This window comes from Acinetobacter calcoaceticus, from assembly GCF_051947995.1.
Lineage (GTDB): Bacteria > Pseudomonadota > Gammaproteobacteria > Pseudomonadales > Moraxellaceae > Acinetobacter.
The window spans coordinates 343,202-359,485 of record NZ_JBLVVH010000004.1 but is presented as its reverse complement, the minus strand read 5'-3'; the positions used below and the strand labels follow the sequence as shown (position 1 = coordinate 359,485).

General features: G+C 45.4%; 16 protein-coding genes. All 16 read right to left on the bottom strand.

Annotated features, from left to right (window positions below):
- Positions 1-5: 5 nt before the first annotated feature.
- A complete protein-coding gene (locus ACNQO6_RS10360; RefSeq protein ID WP_440208904.1) occupies positions 6-614 on the bottom strand; it encodes a malonate decarboxylase holo-ACP synthase in 609 nt (202 codons plus the stop codon).
- Positions 605-1,432: a biotin-independent malonate decarboxylase subunit gamma gene (gene mdcE / locus ACNQO6_RS10355; RefSeq protein WP_440208903.1), complete on the bottom strand. Its 828-nt coding sequence runs from the start codon at positions 1,430-1,432 to the stop codon at positions 605-607. The genes ACNQO6_RS10360 and mdcE overlap by 10 nt, the downstream gene beginning before the upstream one ends.
- Positions 1,429-2,280, bottom strand: coding sequence for a biotin-independent malonate decarboxylase subunit beta (locus tag ACNQO6_RS10350; protein WP_440208902.1), 852 nt, complete (start codon positions 2,278-2,280; stop codon positions 1,429-1,431). Before ACNQO6_RS10350 ends, mdcE begins: the two co-directional genes overlap by 4 nt.
- The gene (locus ACNQO6_RS10345; RefSeq protein ID WP_343580022.1) at positions 2,273-2,572 is read right to left on the bottom strand and encodes a malonate decarboxylase subunit delta; all 300 of its coding nucleotides are present in this window, start codon (positions 2,570-2,572) and stop codon (positions 2,273-2,275) included. The genes ACNQO6_RS10350 and ACNQO6_RS10345 overlap by 8 nt, the downstream gene beginning before the upstream one ends.
- Before the next feature lie 2 nt (positions 2,573-2,574).
- Entirely contained in the window at positions 2,575-3,459 is an 885-nt protein-coding gene (locus ACNQO6_RS10340) for a triphosphoribosyl-dephospho-CoA synthase (protein ID WP_440208901.1), read from the bottom strand.
- Complete coding sequence (mdcA, locus tag ACNQO6_RS10335; RefSeq protein ID WP_440208900.1) at positions 3,459-5,138, bottom strand: malonate decarboxylase subunit alpha; 1,680 nt, start codon at positions 5,136-5,138, stop codon at positions 3,459-3,461. Before mdcA ends, ACNQO6_RS10340 begins: the two co-directional genes overlap by 1 nt.
- Before the next feature lie 153 nt (positions 5,139-5,291).
- Positions 5,292-6,062, bottom strand: a complete 771-nt coding sequence (locus ACNQO6_RS10330; RefSeq protein WP_440208899.1) for a sulfite exporter TauE/SafE family protein — start codon at positions 6,060-6,062, stop codon at positions 5,292-5,294.
- An 11-nt stretch (positions 6,063-6,073) separates the two neighbouring features.
- Positions 6,074-6,967 carry a tRNA pseudouridine(55) synthase TruB gene (gene truB, locus ACNQO6_RS10325; RefSeq protein ID WP_032873703.1) on the bottom strand — a complete coding sequence of 298 codons (894 nt, stop codon included), beginning with the start codon at positions 6,965-6,967 and terminating at the stop codon, positions 6,074-6,076.
- Between the two features lie 138 nt (positions 6,968-7,105).
- Positions 7,106-7,477 carry a 50S ribosomal protein L19 gene (gene rplS, locus ACNQO6_RS10320; RefSeq protein WP_004657502.1) on the bottom strand — a complete coding sequence of 124 codons (372 nt, stop codon included), beginning with the start codon at positions 7,475-7,477 and terminating at the stop codon, positions 7,106-7,108.
- Between the two features lie 192 nt (positions 7,478-7,669).
- Positions 7,670-8,410, bottom strand: a complete 741-nt coding sequence (gene trmD / locus ACNQO6_RS10315) for a tRNA (guanosine(37)-N1)-methyltransferase TrmD (protein WP_005282761.1) — start codon at positions 8,408-8,410, stop codon at positions 7,670-7,672.
- A gap of 45 nt (positions 8,411-8,455) precedes the next feature.
- Entirely contained in the window at positions 8,456-9,004 is a 549-nt protein-coding gene (gene rimM / locus ACNQO6_RS10310) for a ribosome maturation factor RimM (protein WP_343580027.1), read from the bottom strand.
- A gap of 16 nt (positions 9,005-9,020) precedes the next feature.
- Complete coding sequence (gene rpsP / locus ACNQO6_RS10305) at positions 9,021-9,278, bottom strand: 30S ribosomal protein S16 (protein ID WP_004776006.1); 258 nt, start codon at positions 9,276-9,278, stop codon at positions 9,021-9,023.
- Positions 9,279-9,441: 163 nt separating this feature from the next.
- On the bottom strand, positions 9,442-9,876 hold the full coding sequence (locus ACNQO6_RS10300) for a type IV pilin protein (RefSeq protein ID WP_440208968.1): 435 nt from the start codon (positions 9,874-9,876) through the stop codon (positions 9,442-9,444).
- A 121-nt stretch (positions 9,877-9,997) separates the two neighbouring features.
- Positions 9,998-14,515 (bottom strand): pilus assembly protein PilY, encoded by a 4,518-nt coding sequence (locus ACNQO6_RS10295; RefSeq protein ID WP_440208898.1) that lies wholly within the window; start codon positions 14,513-14,515, stop codon positions 9,998-10,000.
- Positions 14,516-14,527: 12 nt separating this feature from the next.
- Entirely contained in the window at positions 14,528-15,259 is a 732-nt protein-coding gene (locus ACNQO6_RS10290; protein ID WP_324621095.1) for a pilus assembly PilX family protein, read from the bottom strand.
- Complete coding sequence (locus tag ACNQO6_RS10285; RefSeq protein ID WP_440208897.1) at positions 15,256-16,284, bottom strand: PilW family protein; 1,029 nt, start codon at positions 16,282-16,284, stop codon at positions 15,256-15,258. Before ACNQO6_RS10285 ends, ACNQO6_RS10290 begins: the two co-directional genes overlap by 4 nt.

Below are 16,284 nucleotides of genomic sequence, written 5' to 3'. Positions count from 1 at the left end.
ATTCCCTAATGCCATGGATTTTCGACTAAAACAGCCCCATCGGGCCGTTTTAATAGTACTTTCCTGCTATTCCGTGCCCATTCTTTTAAGGCCAATCCGCCTTGGGGGAGCTGTAGCTGGATATCCACATTCAATCCTGCCTGCTGAAAAGTTTCGAGTAGCTCAATCGCCTGCTGTTTGGCAAAAGGCTGTTCCGTGCGAATCAGCAAATCGATGTCACTTTGCGCAGTGACGGTTGCAATCCCCGTTGCCAGCTCAAAGCCAAAACTTCCTGTATATCCCCAACATCCTGAAAAGTTTTTCATAATGCTGGAAATGCTCTGCAAACGTTCTGCCAGATGCTTAAACTGATGTATATCTACCTCAGTCAGCGCTTCTGGCTTGAGTTGTCTGATGATCGTCGATCGTGGCATCACGGCGGCGTATCGTTGATGACGAAACTGACCTCTGATCCCCACCGCAACCTGATCTGCAGCAGTTATAGCCCGTCGAACCACCACCGGATCGCCACGCTGTAATACAGCCTTCACCCACAGCGGCACATCTCCAGCCAAAGCATCGGCTGACATGCCCCACAATAAATCATGGGCTTCAAGCTTAAGTTTCATGACCATTGCTCACGTAATAATTCACGCACCCGCTTAGACATTTGACGATTTTGGCCGTGAAGTCGATGTTCCAGTCCTCTCGATTGCTCGGCATTAATGGCTTGAAATGCTCGCGCAATTACCTGCTTCGCTAACAAAAGATCATCGTTTGTCGGTTGTTCAGGATTCTCAACAGATAAAAGTTCGGATAACAGTCCAAGCGAGGCATAACTCTCGATGTCATAGGCCATAGGGGCAATACTGGCCGCCAATTGTTCAAGCTCATCTACTGATCTTAAGGTGACGCGAGCTGCGGATTCTTTCCCCATGGCATGTACCATAACACCTGAGTCTTTTAAGGCAATCATACGATTGGCTTGGTAACCGTGCGCCAAAAAAGCCCCTGACATCGATTTGCCTACCAGTAAACTCACAATAGGATGTCCTGCCAGTCTGGCTCTGGCATAGCTATCTACTGCACCTGCTAATGCTTGATGGATACCCAGCAATTCTTCACGGCGCCCATAAGCCTGACTGGGTACATCCACCACACATAAAATGCCACGTTTCGTATCAGTATTTGCGTCCGCCTGAATCACCTCATCAACGGCTTTAGCCAAGTTCCAGCCTTCCACCAGCCCAACTTCACCCTGCCGTGCTCGCGGGAACGGATTATTGCTGTCCTGAACCACTGCAATGACACGTACTGCCTGTTGATCAAGCTGTCCGTCCGCCACCCAGACTGAAGCCGGGAAACCTTGAGCCACCTGAAAGCCCTGTGTGACTGCCTTAAACCAGTGTGCGCCTCGGGTGGAGGCTGTTAATGTCTCAACTGCACTATTCATGCCGACTCTCCCTGATACAAAGCCTGAACCTGTGCTGGCGTGATTTGCTCCGCAGTATCCACCTGTTGAAGCTGTGCTAAATAAAACGGGTAATTTGAACTTCGATGTTGAAGAGGCAAACCTTGCTGCAAATAATCAATCACTTGTTGTCGAATTTTATTGCGGTCATCATCCACATATGCATCGGCCAGAGCACTGGCAAAGCGTTGGCTGCCACCGGTAATACTCCAGATAAACGGACGATCTTTGGCGTTATATTCCTGTATGCCCGCTTCTTGCTCAATCACTTGCGGGCCATTGAGTCCCAAACGCCCCTCTTGTGTCATCACGATATAACTGCATAATCCGGCAGCAATTGACATCCCGCCAAAGCAGCCCACACTCCCCGCGACCACCGCAATGACGGGCTGATACTGACGTAAATTCACGATAGCAGCCTGAATCTCGGCTATTGCAGCCAAACCCAGATTGGCTTCTTGCAAGCGAACACCACCCGTTTCTAACAGTAATACGGCAGCAGTGGGAATGCCATTGAGGTTGTCTTCTACCGCCAGCTCCAAGGCACCCGCAATTTTGGCGCCACCGACTTCACCCAGGCTCCCGCCCTGGAATAAACCTTCAATCGAAACTAAGACTACAGGACGTTGTTGAATGGTCCCCTTGGCAATCACGACCCCGTCATCCGCTTGCGGCACAATATTTTGCTGAATCAGCCAAGGTGACATGACCCGTGCAAATGGATCAAGCAGTTCTCGAAAAGAGCCATCATCCAGCAAAGCTTTGGCACGTGCTCTTGCACTCAGCTCAATAAAATCCTGTTTATTGAGCAAATCCTGAATGTCAGTCATGTTCAATCTCCTCAAATGCCTGTTCCAGACGTAAGCGAACCACCCCTGGGGTAGCACCAAAATCATGGATCTCAATGTTGACGGCAGGAGGGATCTGCGCCGTAAAAATTCGTTCAAATAAATTCTTCCAGCGCGTAGCACTGCCATCCACCGACGTGACCACCTGAATAGCGGTTTTTCCGGGCTCCCCAGGTTGCATCAAAATTTCCAGGTCACCCGATCCTACACAACCGACCAAGGCTTGTTTTACAGGGGGCTCTGCGGCCATAAACTCAAAATGAAGTGTTTCCATACTCAAACTCCCGCTTTATTCCTGAACGATGATTGCTCAACACGATCGATAAATAATGTCGCGGCCAATAAATCTGCAGCACCGCCAGCGGAGGCTCTCATGCGCAGCAAGTCAATCTCTAAAAGATGTAATGCACGTCGACCTTCCAGACTTGAACTGCCGCCCAGATCCAGTACCTGCTGTGCCCCTTGTTGCATCCGTTTTAAACCCTTCGTGCCTGAACGATAAAGCACACAGGTATCGCTCAGATCCGTCATCATGGCCAGCAAGGCATCTAAACGGGCAAAGTCTTCTTTCATCGGTTTCTGGCGACTTTGCTTCAGTTGCTTTAGACCTAAATTCACAATGGTCGGAAAGCCTTGTTGTGCCTGTAGCTTTGCACCTGAAATACCTAGTTTTTGCTGTACCTGCTGCCCATGGCTTAAACCCTGCTCGGGAATAAAGCGATCCTCAAGCCGGGCAATCTGCCCTGCCAGCTGACATAATTCAACCGCAGATAAATATTGCTGCTTCGCGCGTGCCAAGGCTGCCGCAGTGACCATTAGACCTAAGGCCCAGATGGCCCCCCGATGTGTATTGACGCCCTCTGTCGCCAACATCATGGCCTTTTCACCTTGCCGACCAATTTCACCAATCTCTTCACGCAAAGCTAAACAAACTTTTCCATGATGCATGGCTGCTTGAGCCATTGCCTCGAACATGGGCTGTAAACTTTTTGCCGAACGCTCCATTAATGCCAAGGTCAGGTCAGCATGCGCCCCACTGCCACGGCGATCAACCAGTGCCGGTTTTGGTGTCAGATTGACTTCATCAATCAGAGCCTCTACCGCCATCCCTGCCAGAAGCTGACTATCGCTGAGGATTTGATATTGAACTTGTGCCATCATTACCAACTCCTGAATTTTGCAGGGGGTTGATATAAGCCATCTGACCACGTCACCAAGTCGGCAATATTTTTTGCCGCTAACAGTTCACGTGTGGCATCGGTATGGCGAATGCCTAAATCCTCAGGAAATGCCACTAAGCCTTCGCTTCTTAAACGCGCTGTCGTTTTAGGGTCTTGGCTTAAACCAATACTGGTGACACCTGCCACCGCAGCAATCATGGCTTGACGCTCTTCCTGGCTACTGGCTTTATACAGATAAGCAATGCCTTCTTCGGTCAGTAGATGAGTGACATCATCACCATAAATCATGATCGGTGCTAAAGGTAGGCCTGCTGTTTTAGCCACATCAATCGCATCAAGGCGATCTACAAAAGTCGGCTTACCACCCTCTTGGAAGGTTTCCACCATTTGAACAACTAACTTTTTACCACGTGCCAAATAGGTTTCTGTTTCATTGGCGCCCTGCAAACGCATATCCAGCCACGCTGGCGTATCGTGACGCCGACCACGTGGATCATGCCCCATGTTTGGTGCACCACCGAATCCTGCCAAACGCCCCTTGGTCACAGTCGAAGAGTTGCCCATGCCATCAACCTGCAATGTCGCCCCGATAAACAGATCAACCGCGTATTGACCTGCAAGTTGACACATCATGCGGTTGGAACGTAACGCACCATCACGGCCGGTAAAGAAAATATCAGGGCGAGCAGCAACATAATTTTCCATCCCCAGCTCGGTACCGAAGCAATGTACGCTTTCAACCCAGCCTGTTTCGATGGCGGGAATCAGGGTTGGGTGTGGATTCAGTGTCCAGTTCCGACAGATTTTCCCTTTTAATCCTAAAGACTCACCGTAGGTGGGTAAAATCAGTTCAATTGCTGCGGTATTAAAACCAATGCCATGATTTAACGATTGCACATTATGCTTTTCATAAATACCGCGAATCGCCATCATCGCCATGAGCACATGCACAGGCTTGATATGTTTTGGATCACGGGTAAACAGCGGTTCGATATAAAAAGGCTGGTCTGCCACCACCACATAATCCACCCAGGAGGCAGGAATATCGACACGTGGCAACTCTGAGACATCGTCGACCAGTTCATTGACCTGAACAATGACAATGCCATCGCTAAATGCGGCAGGTTCAATCAGCGCAGGAGAATCTTCAGTACTTGGGCCGGTATAGATATTGCCTTGACGATCTGCCATAAAGCCTGCAGAGAGCACCACGTTGGGAATCAAATCGACTACAAGACGTGAATACAGTTCAATATAAGTGTGAATTGCACCCACTTCTAACAGGCCATCTTCAATCAGCTGACTGATTCTTAAACTCTGCGGCCCCGCAAAAGAAAAATCCAGCTTACGCGCAATGCCTTTTTCAAACAGGTCAAGATGTTCTGAACGGCCTACACTCGGCATGATCATATGCAGATCATGCAATACATCCGGATTGGTTTGCGCTAAAGAACGTGATAAAAAATCGGCCTGTTTCTGGTTATTACCTTCGAGTACCACTTTATCACCGGGTGTGATCAGTGTTTCCAGGACTTTGATAATGTCTGAGGTGGGAATGACGACACCATCGGTGTAAGGCTTGACCATATCCTGCTTGAGTTGTTTGGCCTGACGTCGCTTGTTCCACACCCCTTGTTTATTCTGAACTGAACCTTCCATGTATGCTTACCTATAGATCACAGTTTTATTCTGAATCTATAAAAGCGCTTTATGAAATTTTGATCAATCAACCTACCGTGCCAGTTATTAACCTCAGGTTAATGATTGCTGAGCAAGGAGGATAATCCTAGGGCGGATAGTCTCGATGATGAATCAGCTTCCACTCAAGATCTGATAGCCCAAACGGCAAATCAAGATACTGACCAGAATCAGGAATAAAATACGGATAAAGCCACTGCCATATTTTAAAGCCAAGCGGACACCCAATAATGAGCCTGCAATATTGGCAACCGCCATCATCAAACCTAAGGCAAACAGTACATGACCTGTGGGAACGAAAAAGCTTAATGCCGCCAGATTGGTCATTAGATTGCCAATCTTTGCCAATGCCGAGGCATGTAAAAAATCGACCTGTAGAAAACGAATAAAAAAGAAAATAAAGAAACTGCCTGTACCTGGACCGAAGATGCCATCATAGAAACCAATGGCTAGACTCCCCATTGCAGCCAGTAGCAGTAACTTTGGCGTGATCTGTTGATCGACATGGACTTGCCCAAACTGCTTTTTGGCGAAGGTATAAATCGCAATCACAATCAGCATGACCAAGACAATCGGTCTTAAAATATGTGTCGGGATCAGAGAGACACAGGCGGCACCAATAAAGGAACTGATAAAGGCGAACAGTGCAATCACACCCAACAGCGACCATTGCAATTTCACCCGTCGTACAAATGAAAATGCAGCCGAGCCTGTCCCAAAAATGGATGCCAGCTTATTGGTACCAAATAAGGTGGCAGGTGCGGTTTGTGGTAAGGCACCCATCAAGGCGGGAATCTGAATCAACCCACCTCCACCGACGGCGGCATCAATGGTTCCGGCACAAAAAGCAAAGAACACCAGTGTCAGAATCAGTTCCCAATCCATGGACAATATCCTTATAGATTTAACAAACGTTTCGGTACCAGACGTTTTTTATCCGTGATTTCAGCCAGACCCAGGCAACGTTCGCCATTAAACACCAGCACTTCGGGCGCAGCTTCATGATCAATATTGCTTTCCTGACCATTGCCGAAATATTTTTCACGGCCTTCTGGCAATTGCACGCGCGGAAAATGCTCAACAGGTGCATACACCGGTAACAATAAAGCATCGCGCTGTTCTTGGGTCAGACTTTCAAGATACTCAATGGTATAGCTTGGATTAATCTCAAAATGTCCGGTTTGGGTACGATGTAACTTGGTGAGGTGTCCACCGCAACCCAAAGCCTCACCAATATCTTCACCCAATACGCGAATATAGGTACCTTTCGAACAGGTCACATCCAGCGTCAGGCTATCTTCGGTAAAATCCACTAGAGTTAAATCATAAATGGTTACTGGACGTGCTTCACGTTCAATCTCAATCCCTTTGCGCGCCAGTTCATACAATGGACGGCCTTCACGCTTCAATGCTGAATACATCGGCGGAACTTGCTGAATATCGCCTCTGAACTGTGCCAGCACCTGTTCAATACCTTCTGCCGTTAAAGCCGGTACTTCTCTCTGTTGGAGAATTTCACCTTCAACATCACCGGTCGCCGTGGTTTGTCCTAACTTGACCGTGGTTTGATAACGTTTGGTTGAATCGAGTAAATAATGTGAAAATTTGGTCGCTTCCCCCAAACAGATCGGCAATAACCCGGTCGCCAATGGATCAAGTGCCCCTGTATGGCCCGCCTTTTGCGCATTAAACAGACGACGCACCTTTTGTAGTGCCGAGTTAGAACTTAAACCTAAAGGTTTGTTTAATAGGAATACACCGCTTAAATGGCGGTAAGCACTTTTTTTCATAAAAAGAAAAGTCAAAGCATAAAGACCTATTTTAGCAAAACTAGGTCGAGGATTTAGAAAAGGATTGGCTTTTAAACATAAACAGACATAAAAAAATGCGCCAAAGGCGCATTTTTTTGCTTTACAACAAAGTTAAAATTAACCTTGTTTACGAGCTGGTAACTTTTCACGAATACGTGCAGCTTTACCAGACAACTCGCGTAGGTAGTAAAGTTTAGCACGACGAACGTCACCACGACGTTTCACTTCGATCTTAGCAACGATTGGAGAGTGAGTTTGGAAAACACGCTCAACACCAACACCGCTAGAGATTTTACGAACTGTGAAAGCAGAGTTTAAACCACGGTTTTTCTTCGCGATTACAACACCTTCAAATGCTTGAAGACGCTCACGGTCACCCTCTTTTACTTTAACTTGAACGATAACTGTATCGCCCGGTGCAAAAGCAGGGATGTCTGATTTTAACTGTGCATTTTCAACAGCTTGAACTAAAGGATGTTTACCACTCATGTGGAATCTCCAATATGTGCGGGAGAGAAGAGGTCTCTGACGCCGCTGGGAATAGAGGCTAAAGCGCATATTTCCCGTTTAACTTTCCCCTTAAGACAAACGTCTTAAAGAGCCTATTTTTAACTTAAACAATGTTTAAGTAGAACTCGAAGCAAAGCTTCTCGTTGAGTACGAAGATCAACTGATAGCAGTTTAACCTTTCGAATTTTTTAACCATTTCATTTGCTGTTTGCTCAACGCTACTTTTTCAACCAGTTCTGGTCGACGATCTAAAGTCCGTTGATAACGCTGCAAAAAACGCCATTTCTCAATATTGGCATGATGTCCTGATTTAAGTACCTCAGGCACATCCAGCCCTTCAAAATGGTCAGGCTTGGTATATTGTGGACAATCCAGCAGACCATCCACAAAAGAATCTTGGATCGCAGATTGCTCGTCAGTCATGACATTCGGCAAACGGCGAATAATACTATCCAGCAACACCATGGCAGGAAGTTCACCACCCGATAAAACGTAATCCCCGATTGACCATTCCTGATCAACATAATGCTGAATTAAACGCTCATCGACACCCTCATAACGTCCACACAATACAATCAAACCATCATAATCAACGAATTGTTGTACTGCCTGTTCATTTAAGGTTTTACCTTGCGGTGACATATACACCACTGGGGCATGAACACAGCCTGCTTGTGAAGCAAGTTGTTTGGCATGATTAATTGCTTTTGCCAAAGGCTCAGCCATCATCACCATACCAGGGCCACCACCGAAAGGACGTTCGTCCACCCGTTTGTAATTGCCCTCAGCAAAATCTCGTGGGTTAATGCAAGTCACTTGCACGATGTCACGCTTTGCTGCACGTCCGCTAATCCCGTACGCTGTAATCGCTTCAAACATTTCAGGAAACAATGTGATGACTGCAAAAAACACCGCAGACTCCTCTATTTTCCTGCTGCGCTACTTTCCCCAAAAGGATTAGTAGTCTACGCCCCAATTGACGTAAATACGACCAGCTTCAAGATCAACGCGTTGTACCACATCTTTATGCCACGGAATCATTCGCTCTTCGGCATCAACACTGTCAGCAGTCGCTTTGACCACCATGACATCATTGGCACCTGTTTCAAACAGTTCGTAGATTTGACCGAGATTGACTTCCTGTTCATCCTCTCCAAGACCCAACACGGTTAAGCCTTTAAGATCAGACCAGTAGTACTCGTCTACATCTGCTTTTGGAAGCTGAGATTTGGCAATCCAGATATTTGCGCCAACCAGATGTTCTGCACCCGTGCGATCATTTACGCCTTTTAATGCAACAACCAGGCCTTTGCCATGTGGTTTCCAACGTTTCACATCTATGGTTTGCCAACCTGCCTTGGTCTCAATGTACCAAGGAAGGTAGTCAAACATATTACTCATAGGTTCAGTATTTGAATAAACCCAGAGCCACCCATTCAATCCATAAGCTGAACGTAACTGTCCAATCTGAATACGATCTTCTGGCACATTCTGTGTCGATGTCATGGGCTACCTACTACGATTACGCAGCAGTTGCAGCTTTTTTAGCTTGAGCAGCTAAAGAAGCAACGCGCTCTGAAGGTTGAGCACCTTGAGCAACCCAGTGAGCAAAACGGTCAGCATCTAAACGAACTTTTTCAGCTTTACCTTGTGCAGTTGGGTTAAAGAAACCAATACGTTCGATGAAACGACCGTCACGTGCGTTACGGCTATCAGTTACAACGATTTGATAGAATGGACGTTTTTTTGCACCACCGCGCGCTAAACGAATCACAACCATGAGAACAACCTTATAATTTTTACGGATTATCCCTGCGCCGACCACCGGCAACACTTCAAACCCCTTTCATAGAGGGCGATATTCTACGTTAAATCGACACTGAAATAAAGATTATTTTTCGGCTTATCCACAGCTTTGAATTTAATTGATAAAATCTGCTGGCTCACCAGTCTTCCTGCCCGAGTCCACAAGCTTGAGCGGTGATATTTGCAGGTGTTTGGGTCTTACATTTAATTCCCGCACTGGTCAAAAGCAAAGAATAATTTCGGGGATTTTCACTCACCGTTTTTAAAGACCATGTTTGCGCATTCAGCGTTAAGGTCATGGTAAATTTCTGCTTGCCACTGCTTGCATCCAAAGGTAACAACAGACTGTTATTGCTTGCACTCGCTACCGAATAATAGGGTCCCTGATTGGTCGAGGTGCCTTTTAGCACAAAACCATCGTAACTAAAGTTACGTGCCCGGTGTTTTTCCAGCAGTTCTGCAACCTTAAGCATTTCCTGTTGTGCCGTAGACAGTTCTGCACGACGGATATAGACCTCATAACTCGGTATCGCGATCGCTGCGATAATTGCAACAATCGCCACCGTAATCATCAGTTCAATTAAGGTAAAGCCCGCCACGCCAAGCTTTACCAGAGCCAGTCTATGCCATTCCAAAGAGCAAGCGTGTATATCTCTCCCTCTCTTTGGAGCAAAATGATGGCATCTCTTGCTTTTATTCATTACGTTCATACCAAGTCAGTGGAACCAGTTGGCGACGCATGGTATTCGCAGATAATTTGCTACTTCCGATTTTATCCTTGGCATTCGGATTAAGTAACTGACGGGTAATTCCATTTTTGTCATTGAGTCCGATACCCGCGCCCACCATCGATTCAACAATTCCATGCCCGGCGCCAAAGCTCATCGTGCTATTTTTTACATCTTGTTCACAAACCCCAAAAGGTAAGCAATAACGTTGCACTGTCGTAGCACCATTGGCTTGAATTTTACAACCATTTCCTGCAGTGGTATTTGGATTATAAACACTGACATAGAGACTTTTGTTCATCACGACCATTTCGCCCAGAACTTTACTTCCGGCCTGGCTGCTTAAAGCCGTCTCATTGCCCTGGTCATCCAGCTCTTTTCCAACCACGCTATTGGCTTGTACATACCAGCCATTTGGAATCATGGCCTTGACTTGCACCAGATTTTTACCTTTTAGATCACTGGCTGTCAGCATCGCTTTAAGATCCGTTGCCAAAAGTTTTGGTGTGCTACTACTATTACCGATCGAAAAGTTGCTGCGCACCACATCCCGGTCAAAAAGATTATAAACCGTACTACTTGAGTTCTTATCGCTATATGGCAGGCTGCGGTTTCCTGAGGCGATACTCACCACGGCAAGAGGTTGTTCATAACCGTAAACACTAAAGTTTGGTGCTTCATAGAAACGGCTATTGCTATCTTTAAACAACATCGTATAACTGCCACATCCACTATCTTTGGTTCCAAGATCCTTATTCAAATCGATCCGCCAGACTTGTCCTCCCAAGTCACCAAAATAAAGATGATCAGCCAGTCCATCCCCGTCTCGATCCACTGCATTGATCCGGCTCACCACACTATATAAGTCTTTCATTTTCATGCCATGGTTGCTATCTCCAGAACCACATGATGTGCTTTGATTATCGCCGCCTGCATACCAGATCAGGTCACCATTGTCTGCATCGAACATATATACCATACGTCCTTTGGTGGCATTTGAAATCACTGGTGTAGTTTTTTCATATTCCATATCATAGCCACCGCCAACAACCATGACGCGTTTTGCTGCACCGTTATACATAATGCTGGTAATAGTCGGTTTAGACCAGCTTTGCCCCATCGCAGCTAAAGCCGTATTGGTTGTGGTTTTATAGGTTCCATCAGCTTGCAGACTAATAATGCGATTGCGATCCGGATCAATATGAAATTTAAGTTTGGGTTGACTGATGTCGCTGAGATCCAGGGCGTAATAACTGCGTCCTCCCATACGTAAACCACCATAGGCGATTTGCTTGCCTTTCGCGACAACTTTACCATCGCTCTTGATCTCGCCCACAGTCGCCACAATCTCACTGCTGACACTGCCACTACTTACTGCTTTCATGCCGTAAGCGTATTCGCTATACATGGTCCAGGCACCATCGATCCCATAAGCCATATCGGCTTTTACGCCAGCTGGTTTTTCCAGAAATGCTTTGCTTTGCTGGGTGTTTTCCAGCATTTCATTCGGTACGAAAGCAAAACTTTCTTCACCAGTTTTGGCATCAACGACATGCAGCACACCTTGGGTGGTGCCAAATAACATATAGTCCTTACGCTCTTTAACACTGTTGTCTGCATTAAAGACCGCTTCCTGAGTCAATTTAACCGGTGTTGAATGCAGGTTCATACCCACTTTCCAGTTGGTCCGGTTTGCTTCTGTCAGATCTGCTGTGGTTGCCGCATTCCCCACGTTATACCCCAACAGATTCATCAGCAGATAGCCTTTATCATCGGAACGGGCTGTTGTATCTGAGCCACATTTGATGTCCAGATATTTATTATTAATTGTCTTTAAGGCACCCACTTCAGTGAATTGATAGGCGGTGGTATTGTCAATTTGCTGACAGTCGCGATTAATCAGGACTTTACGCTCTGTAATGATCGGCTTGGTCGGATCTGAATTATCCGTTTTATTTTTCAGATTTTTAAGTTTGGCAAGTAACCCGCCCTTATTCCAGTCCTGTACATCATAGCTGTTTGCTGAAATATCCCAGGCATCTTTCAGCTTATTCACCGAGTTGTCTGTTTCAACGTAGTATTTTTTGAAGTTCCCGATCCAACTGGCTTTTTCAGTCGGTTCAAACATACTTTTATACACATCGTTACTCATGCGATAAGGCGTAAGCGGATCTTCAGGTATCGTCTGCAACCCAATCGGATCACCATCGGTTACACCTAAATTATCGTGAAAATCCTTAATACTTTGCGCAATATTCTGGCTATTGGCGGCGTTATACCAGCCCCCACCACCAATCACCCCCCAACGCGCCATATTCTTGATGTCTTCTGGATTACGCGGCAATAAACGATCTAACAAACTGGTAATTCCTGTGGTCAGGCCACTTCCAATCAGACTATTGGGTAATAAACCATCCAAGAGGGAACCAGTTACACCCAGCAAATCTCTTACCGCTTTAGGCACAATACCTGTTAACAACTGATCCTGTGCAACATTGGTAGTTGAAATCTGGGTTAGGCCTTTCGTATCCGTACTATTTTCTTGTCCAGCGATATATTCAGGGAGTTGTAAGAAAGAGCGATCAAGTCCAATCACGGCCGTCTTAATTGGATTGGTTTTTAATGCACGAATATCACGTGCATAGGCACCGATACACTGCCAGGTTGCGAAGTCAGTATTGTCATTTGAATTTTTATTATTACCTAGCGTGGTTGGCTTCAAGTCTGTTGAATTACATCTAAAGTTCCAACTATCATTCAAACGGCCATCTTTATATTGAACATTTAAACTCTGAGAGTTATCCAAAGAGCGCGCCATTAAACGTTCCATTGCGACCTTAGTCGCTTCGGATTGGCTGCCTTTAGGTTGTAATAAAGAGTCAGTTAAAGTCGGTGCTATTGTCGGTACGCCGCCCGCAATGACCATTAAGCCATTGGCATCGCATTGTGGGGCAGTTGAAGGTGCCTGATAAAAATTACCGTTACTTTTAATCAGTGGATTAATTGTACTGTTATTCTTTTGGCTATCAGTAAAACCGCTATATTTCGCATTTACATCAGAGCGATATTCATAATATATCTCTTGTGATCCTACACTTAATATCCCTAACACATTGAGCAAATTCGCATCAACAGATTTATAGCCATTCGTATCTAGACTACCTAGACCTAAAAAACCAACATCATCCCAAGTTGCACATGTTGTACCATCTGTCTCCCATCCAGTACATTTATAACTAGTTGGAATTCCCAACCCTCCTATTTTAAGAAGATAATTGCGTTTTCCATATTGTCTTGCTCCAGTCCCTTTGGTGGTATTGCCAAGTAAATAAGCTCCTGTTTCTGCATAAGTACTTGCCATTGGATTATTACCACCTAGCCCCAGCATATTCAAAACATCTTTTAATGCATTGTTAGTGTTTTCTAAATTTAAGAGTTCACCCACTGCATCAAATGGATTCTTTAAAACTCGCCCAAGCGTCGCCACCACATCATTCAGCAAACCACCCACCAGTTTAGGAACAATCGTCAATAAACTTTGTAAATTAAATTCACCTTTTGAGTCCATATTGGCACTGGCAATATAATCAATGATGTGCTGACGATGGCTCTGTGTTTTACCGTTATAGGTATAAACATCACTCAGTAACTTAGGTTCAAAAACAATTGCGCCAGCGCGATCATTGGCTATATGGTTATAAGGTGAAATTGATAAACCGACCATGGTGCTATCAGGTATCCGTTCCATATCTGGCAGCCCCGCCTCACCCTTCTTACCTTTTAATACATCCGTCAGTGCCATCCGGACACGCGAATTCTTATCGTAGCAACGATAAATTCCCACAGTAGATGAATTGGTAATGGATTTGAGCAAACTAATATCAATCAACGGATCGCAGGTTTCACGAATATATTGTTCTGCCGATAATCCTGTTTTTACGCCTAACAAACCATTCAATAAATTATCCAACAGCTTGACGGTTGCATCTGTGGTCACGACCGTACAAGATTGGCGAGGAAATGGATACATCGTATTCGGCTGTTCAGTTTTGATTTCAGCAATCGAATCTAAAATTCCTTGTCCCTGTCCATTGCCGAGCACACCTTTCAAAATCGCCTGATTAATCAGATCAGTGGCCTCTTTTGTGACATTAATGAGATCGGTCTGACCCGCAATTTTTATACCGAGATTTAATCCATTTTTGCCTAGTACATCGGTAACACCTTGATCTACACACAGTGGATAATCTTTCACTAGATCCAAAAGACCAGCTCCCCCCATACTACGAGACTGGTCCACCATCAGCATTAAACGTTTTTTATTACCAGCGGCAGGTTGATAAATTTCAATATCACTGGCTGATGCCACCGATGAAAGAATGAGAAGGCTGGACAATACTGTACAGCTTAACAGCAAGCCTTTAACTTTATTCTTGTGCTGACCTTCATATCTTTCTAGTTTCTTCATCTTCTTATTATTCATGGCATTTCTCCCTTATGAACCTGTTGGTTCAAAGTCAGACAAGAAACGATATTCTGCGACTTGTATGTTATATATCGGTTTTTCTGTATTTTTTTTAAGACAGCTGGCAACCTCATTGACGCCGTTATTATCTATGCTCTTGGTCAGGCAACCTTTGTCAGGATCATTGTCTGCTTTAAATAAAGCATCAGCCGTTAACAACCCTTGCATCACCGACACCACATAGACACGCAAGCGAATATTGTTCTCGGTCTTTGCCCCGGTTACCTCTGTACCACGGGATAGATCAGCAAAAGGTTGGGTCGGTGTTAACTGTCTTTTGATATAGACCTGAGTCACCACCTGTTTACGGCCACTTGAGGTTTTTGCCGAGGTTTCAGTACATGCACCCGCACCAGAGCTATTAATGTTAAAAGATTGGCTGTTTAACCGATAACCCGCTTTACTCAAGGCAAAGGGATCTGCTCCTGAAAAGCAAAATACCAGCTCTGCATCTTTGTTATTTTCATTTTTAAAGAACCCGACCACACCATTTGCAGAAGCAAGGTTCTGCTGCGTGTTTGGATCTTGAAAATACATCAGGGCTGCATCCGCATTCTGGGCCAGCAAAGTCTGGATCTGATGATTACTCACCAGCTTCAATGAACTAATACTTTGACGTATCGCCAGCGTCCCAATAATCGTAATCATTAATAAAATCATGAGTACAACAATGAGTGTCGCACCACGTTGAGCCTGAATCATGTTCCAGTCCCCCCATTTGTACAGGTCGTGGTTTTACTGCTATCACAACCTTCTGAAACCCAACCCATTGCATTGCGTAAAGAGACGGTTTGACTCACGACCTGACGTAAATAATTATCCTGATAGGCTGGTATCAGCTTGACGGAAGTCCCCAAGACCTGAAATGGTTCTTTATTGCGTTCTTTAATAATCGACTGGTTGCCCGTTTTGTCATCAGAACGAACCAGCACGCCTAATTGAATGGCATGGACATGCGGTCGGACAAGTTGTGTTACCCCATCAATATTTTTTGAAGTTGCCTTTAAAGCCATATAGTTTTTAATATCGGCATAAGCCAAGGTACTGTTGGCACTATTCAGATCACCATCCATATACCCCAAACGCACCTGAAAGAAATCGACATTGGGTAAAATGACCTGACTGTCTGCCCAGGCAAGTTTCAAACGATCTGTTGCGGTTTTTGCATCAAGTGAAGTCTGACGATATTGGGCTGCTTGGCAGCGCAGGGATTGACGTGAATCCTTTGCGGTTGATCCCACATAATAACGCTGTACCACAAATGTCCCGCTACTCACGTCTTTGCCCGAACAGTCCAGTCCGCCTTGGGGTGCTTGGTAACGGATGAGTAACTGGTCATTGGTCAGCCCCGTCACATTGGCATTGCCAAAACTGGTAAGCTGGTTATTGGCAAAGCAATCTGCACAATTCAAATCAATTTTTTCACCGACATTGTTTGAAGTCAGCAAAATTCCGGCATAACCAATCTGGTCATTGACTGCAGGTACAGGTGAGCTCAGATTGGCTTTACGGATATCATCTACAATAAAATTCAGACCTAAACTGGCGTTGTCCTGAATATGTGCCATGGCTTTTTGCAATTTATAACTGGTGATTCCGGTAATAAAGAGTTGAATGGCCGCTGCAACAATCAGTAGCCCTAAAGTGAGTGAGATCATCAACTCAATCAGGGTAAAGCCAGATTGGCTGTTGCTATAGGTTTTACAGTCTGCGAGGCTTTTATTCAT

What these genes read in the sequence shown, in the direction of transcription:
- ACNQO6_RS10360 (WP_440208904.1), bottom strand. Translation starts at nt 614, where the DNA reads ATGGTCATGAAACTTAAGCTTGAAGCCCATGATTTATTGTGGGGCATG.
- mdcE (WP_440208903.1), bottom strand. Translation starts at nt 1,432, where the DNA reads ATGAATAGTGCAGTTGAGACATTAACAGCCTCCACCCGAGGCGCACAC.
- ACNQO6_RS10350 (WP_440208902.1), bottom strand. Translation starts at nt 2,280, where the DNA reads ATGACTGACATTCAGGATTTGCTCAATAAACAGGATTTTATTGAGCTG.
- ACNQO6_RS10345 (WP_343580022.1), bottom strand. Translation starts at nt 2,572, where the DNA reads ATGGAAACACTTCATTTTGAGTTTATGGCCGCAGAGCCCCCTGTAAAA.
- ACNQO6_RS10340 (WP_440208901.1), bottom strand. Translation starts at nt 3,459, where the DNA reads ATGATGGCACAAGTTCAATATCAAATCCTCAGCGATAGTCAGCTTCTG.
- mdcA (WP_440208900.1), bottom strand. Translation starts at nt 5,138, where the DNA reads ATGGAAGGTTCAGTTCAGAATAAACAAGGGGTGTGGAACAAGCGACGT.
- ACNQO6_RS10330 (WP_440208899.1), bottom strand. Translation starts at nt 6,062, where the DNA reads ATGGATTGGGAACTGATTCTGACACTGGTGTTCTTTGCTTTTTGTGCC.
- truB (WP_032873703.1), bottom strand. Translation starts at nt 6,967, where the DNA reads ATGAAAAAAAGTGCTTACCGCCATTTAAGCGGTGTATTCCTATTAAAC.
- rplS (WP_004657502.1), bottom strand. Translation starts at nt 7,477, where the DNA reads ATGAGTGGTAAACATCCTTTAGTTCAAGCTGTTGAAAATGCACAGTTA.
- rimM (WP_343580027.1), bottom strand. Translation starts at nt 9,004, where the DNA reads ATGACATCGACACAGAATGTGCCAGAAGATCGTATTCAGATTGGACAG.
- rpsP (WP_004776006.1), bottom strand. Translation starts at nt 9,278, where the DNA reads ATGGTTGTGATTCGTTTAGCGCGCGGTGGTGCAAAAAAACGTCCATTC.
- ACNQO6_RS10300 (WP_440208968.1), bottom strand. Translation starts at nt 9,876, where the DNA reads ATGATTACGGTGGCGATTGTTGCAATTATCGCAGCGATCGCGATACCG.
- ACNQO6_RS10295 (WP_440208898.1), bottom strand. Translation starts at nt 14,515, where the DNA reads ATGAATAATAAGAAGATGAAGAAACTAGAAAGATATGAAGGTCAGCAC.
- ACNQO6_RS10290 (WP_324621095.1), bottom strand. Translation starts at nt 15,259, where the DNA reads ATGATTCAGGCTCAACGTGGTGCGACACTCATTGTTGTACTCATGATT.
- ACNQO6_RS10285 (WP_440208897.1), bottom strand. Translation starts at nt 16,284, where the DNA reads ATGAATAAAAGCCTCGCAGACTGTAAAACCTATAGCAACAGCCAATCT.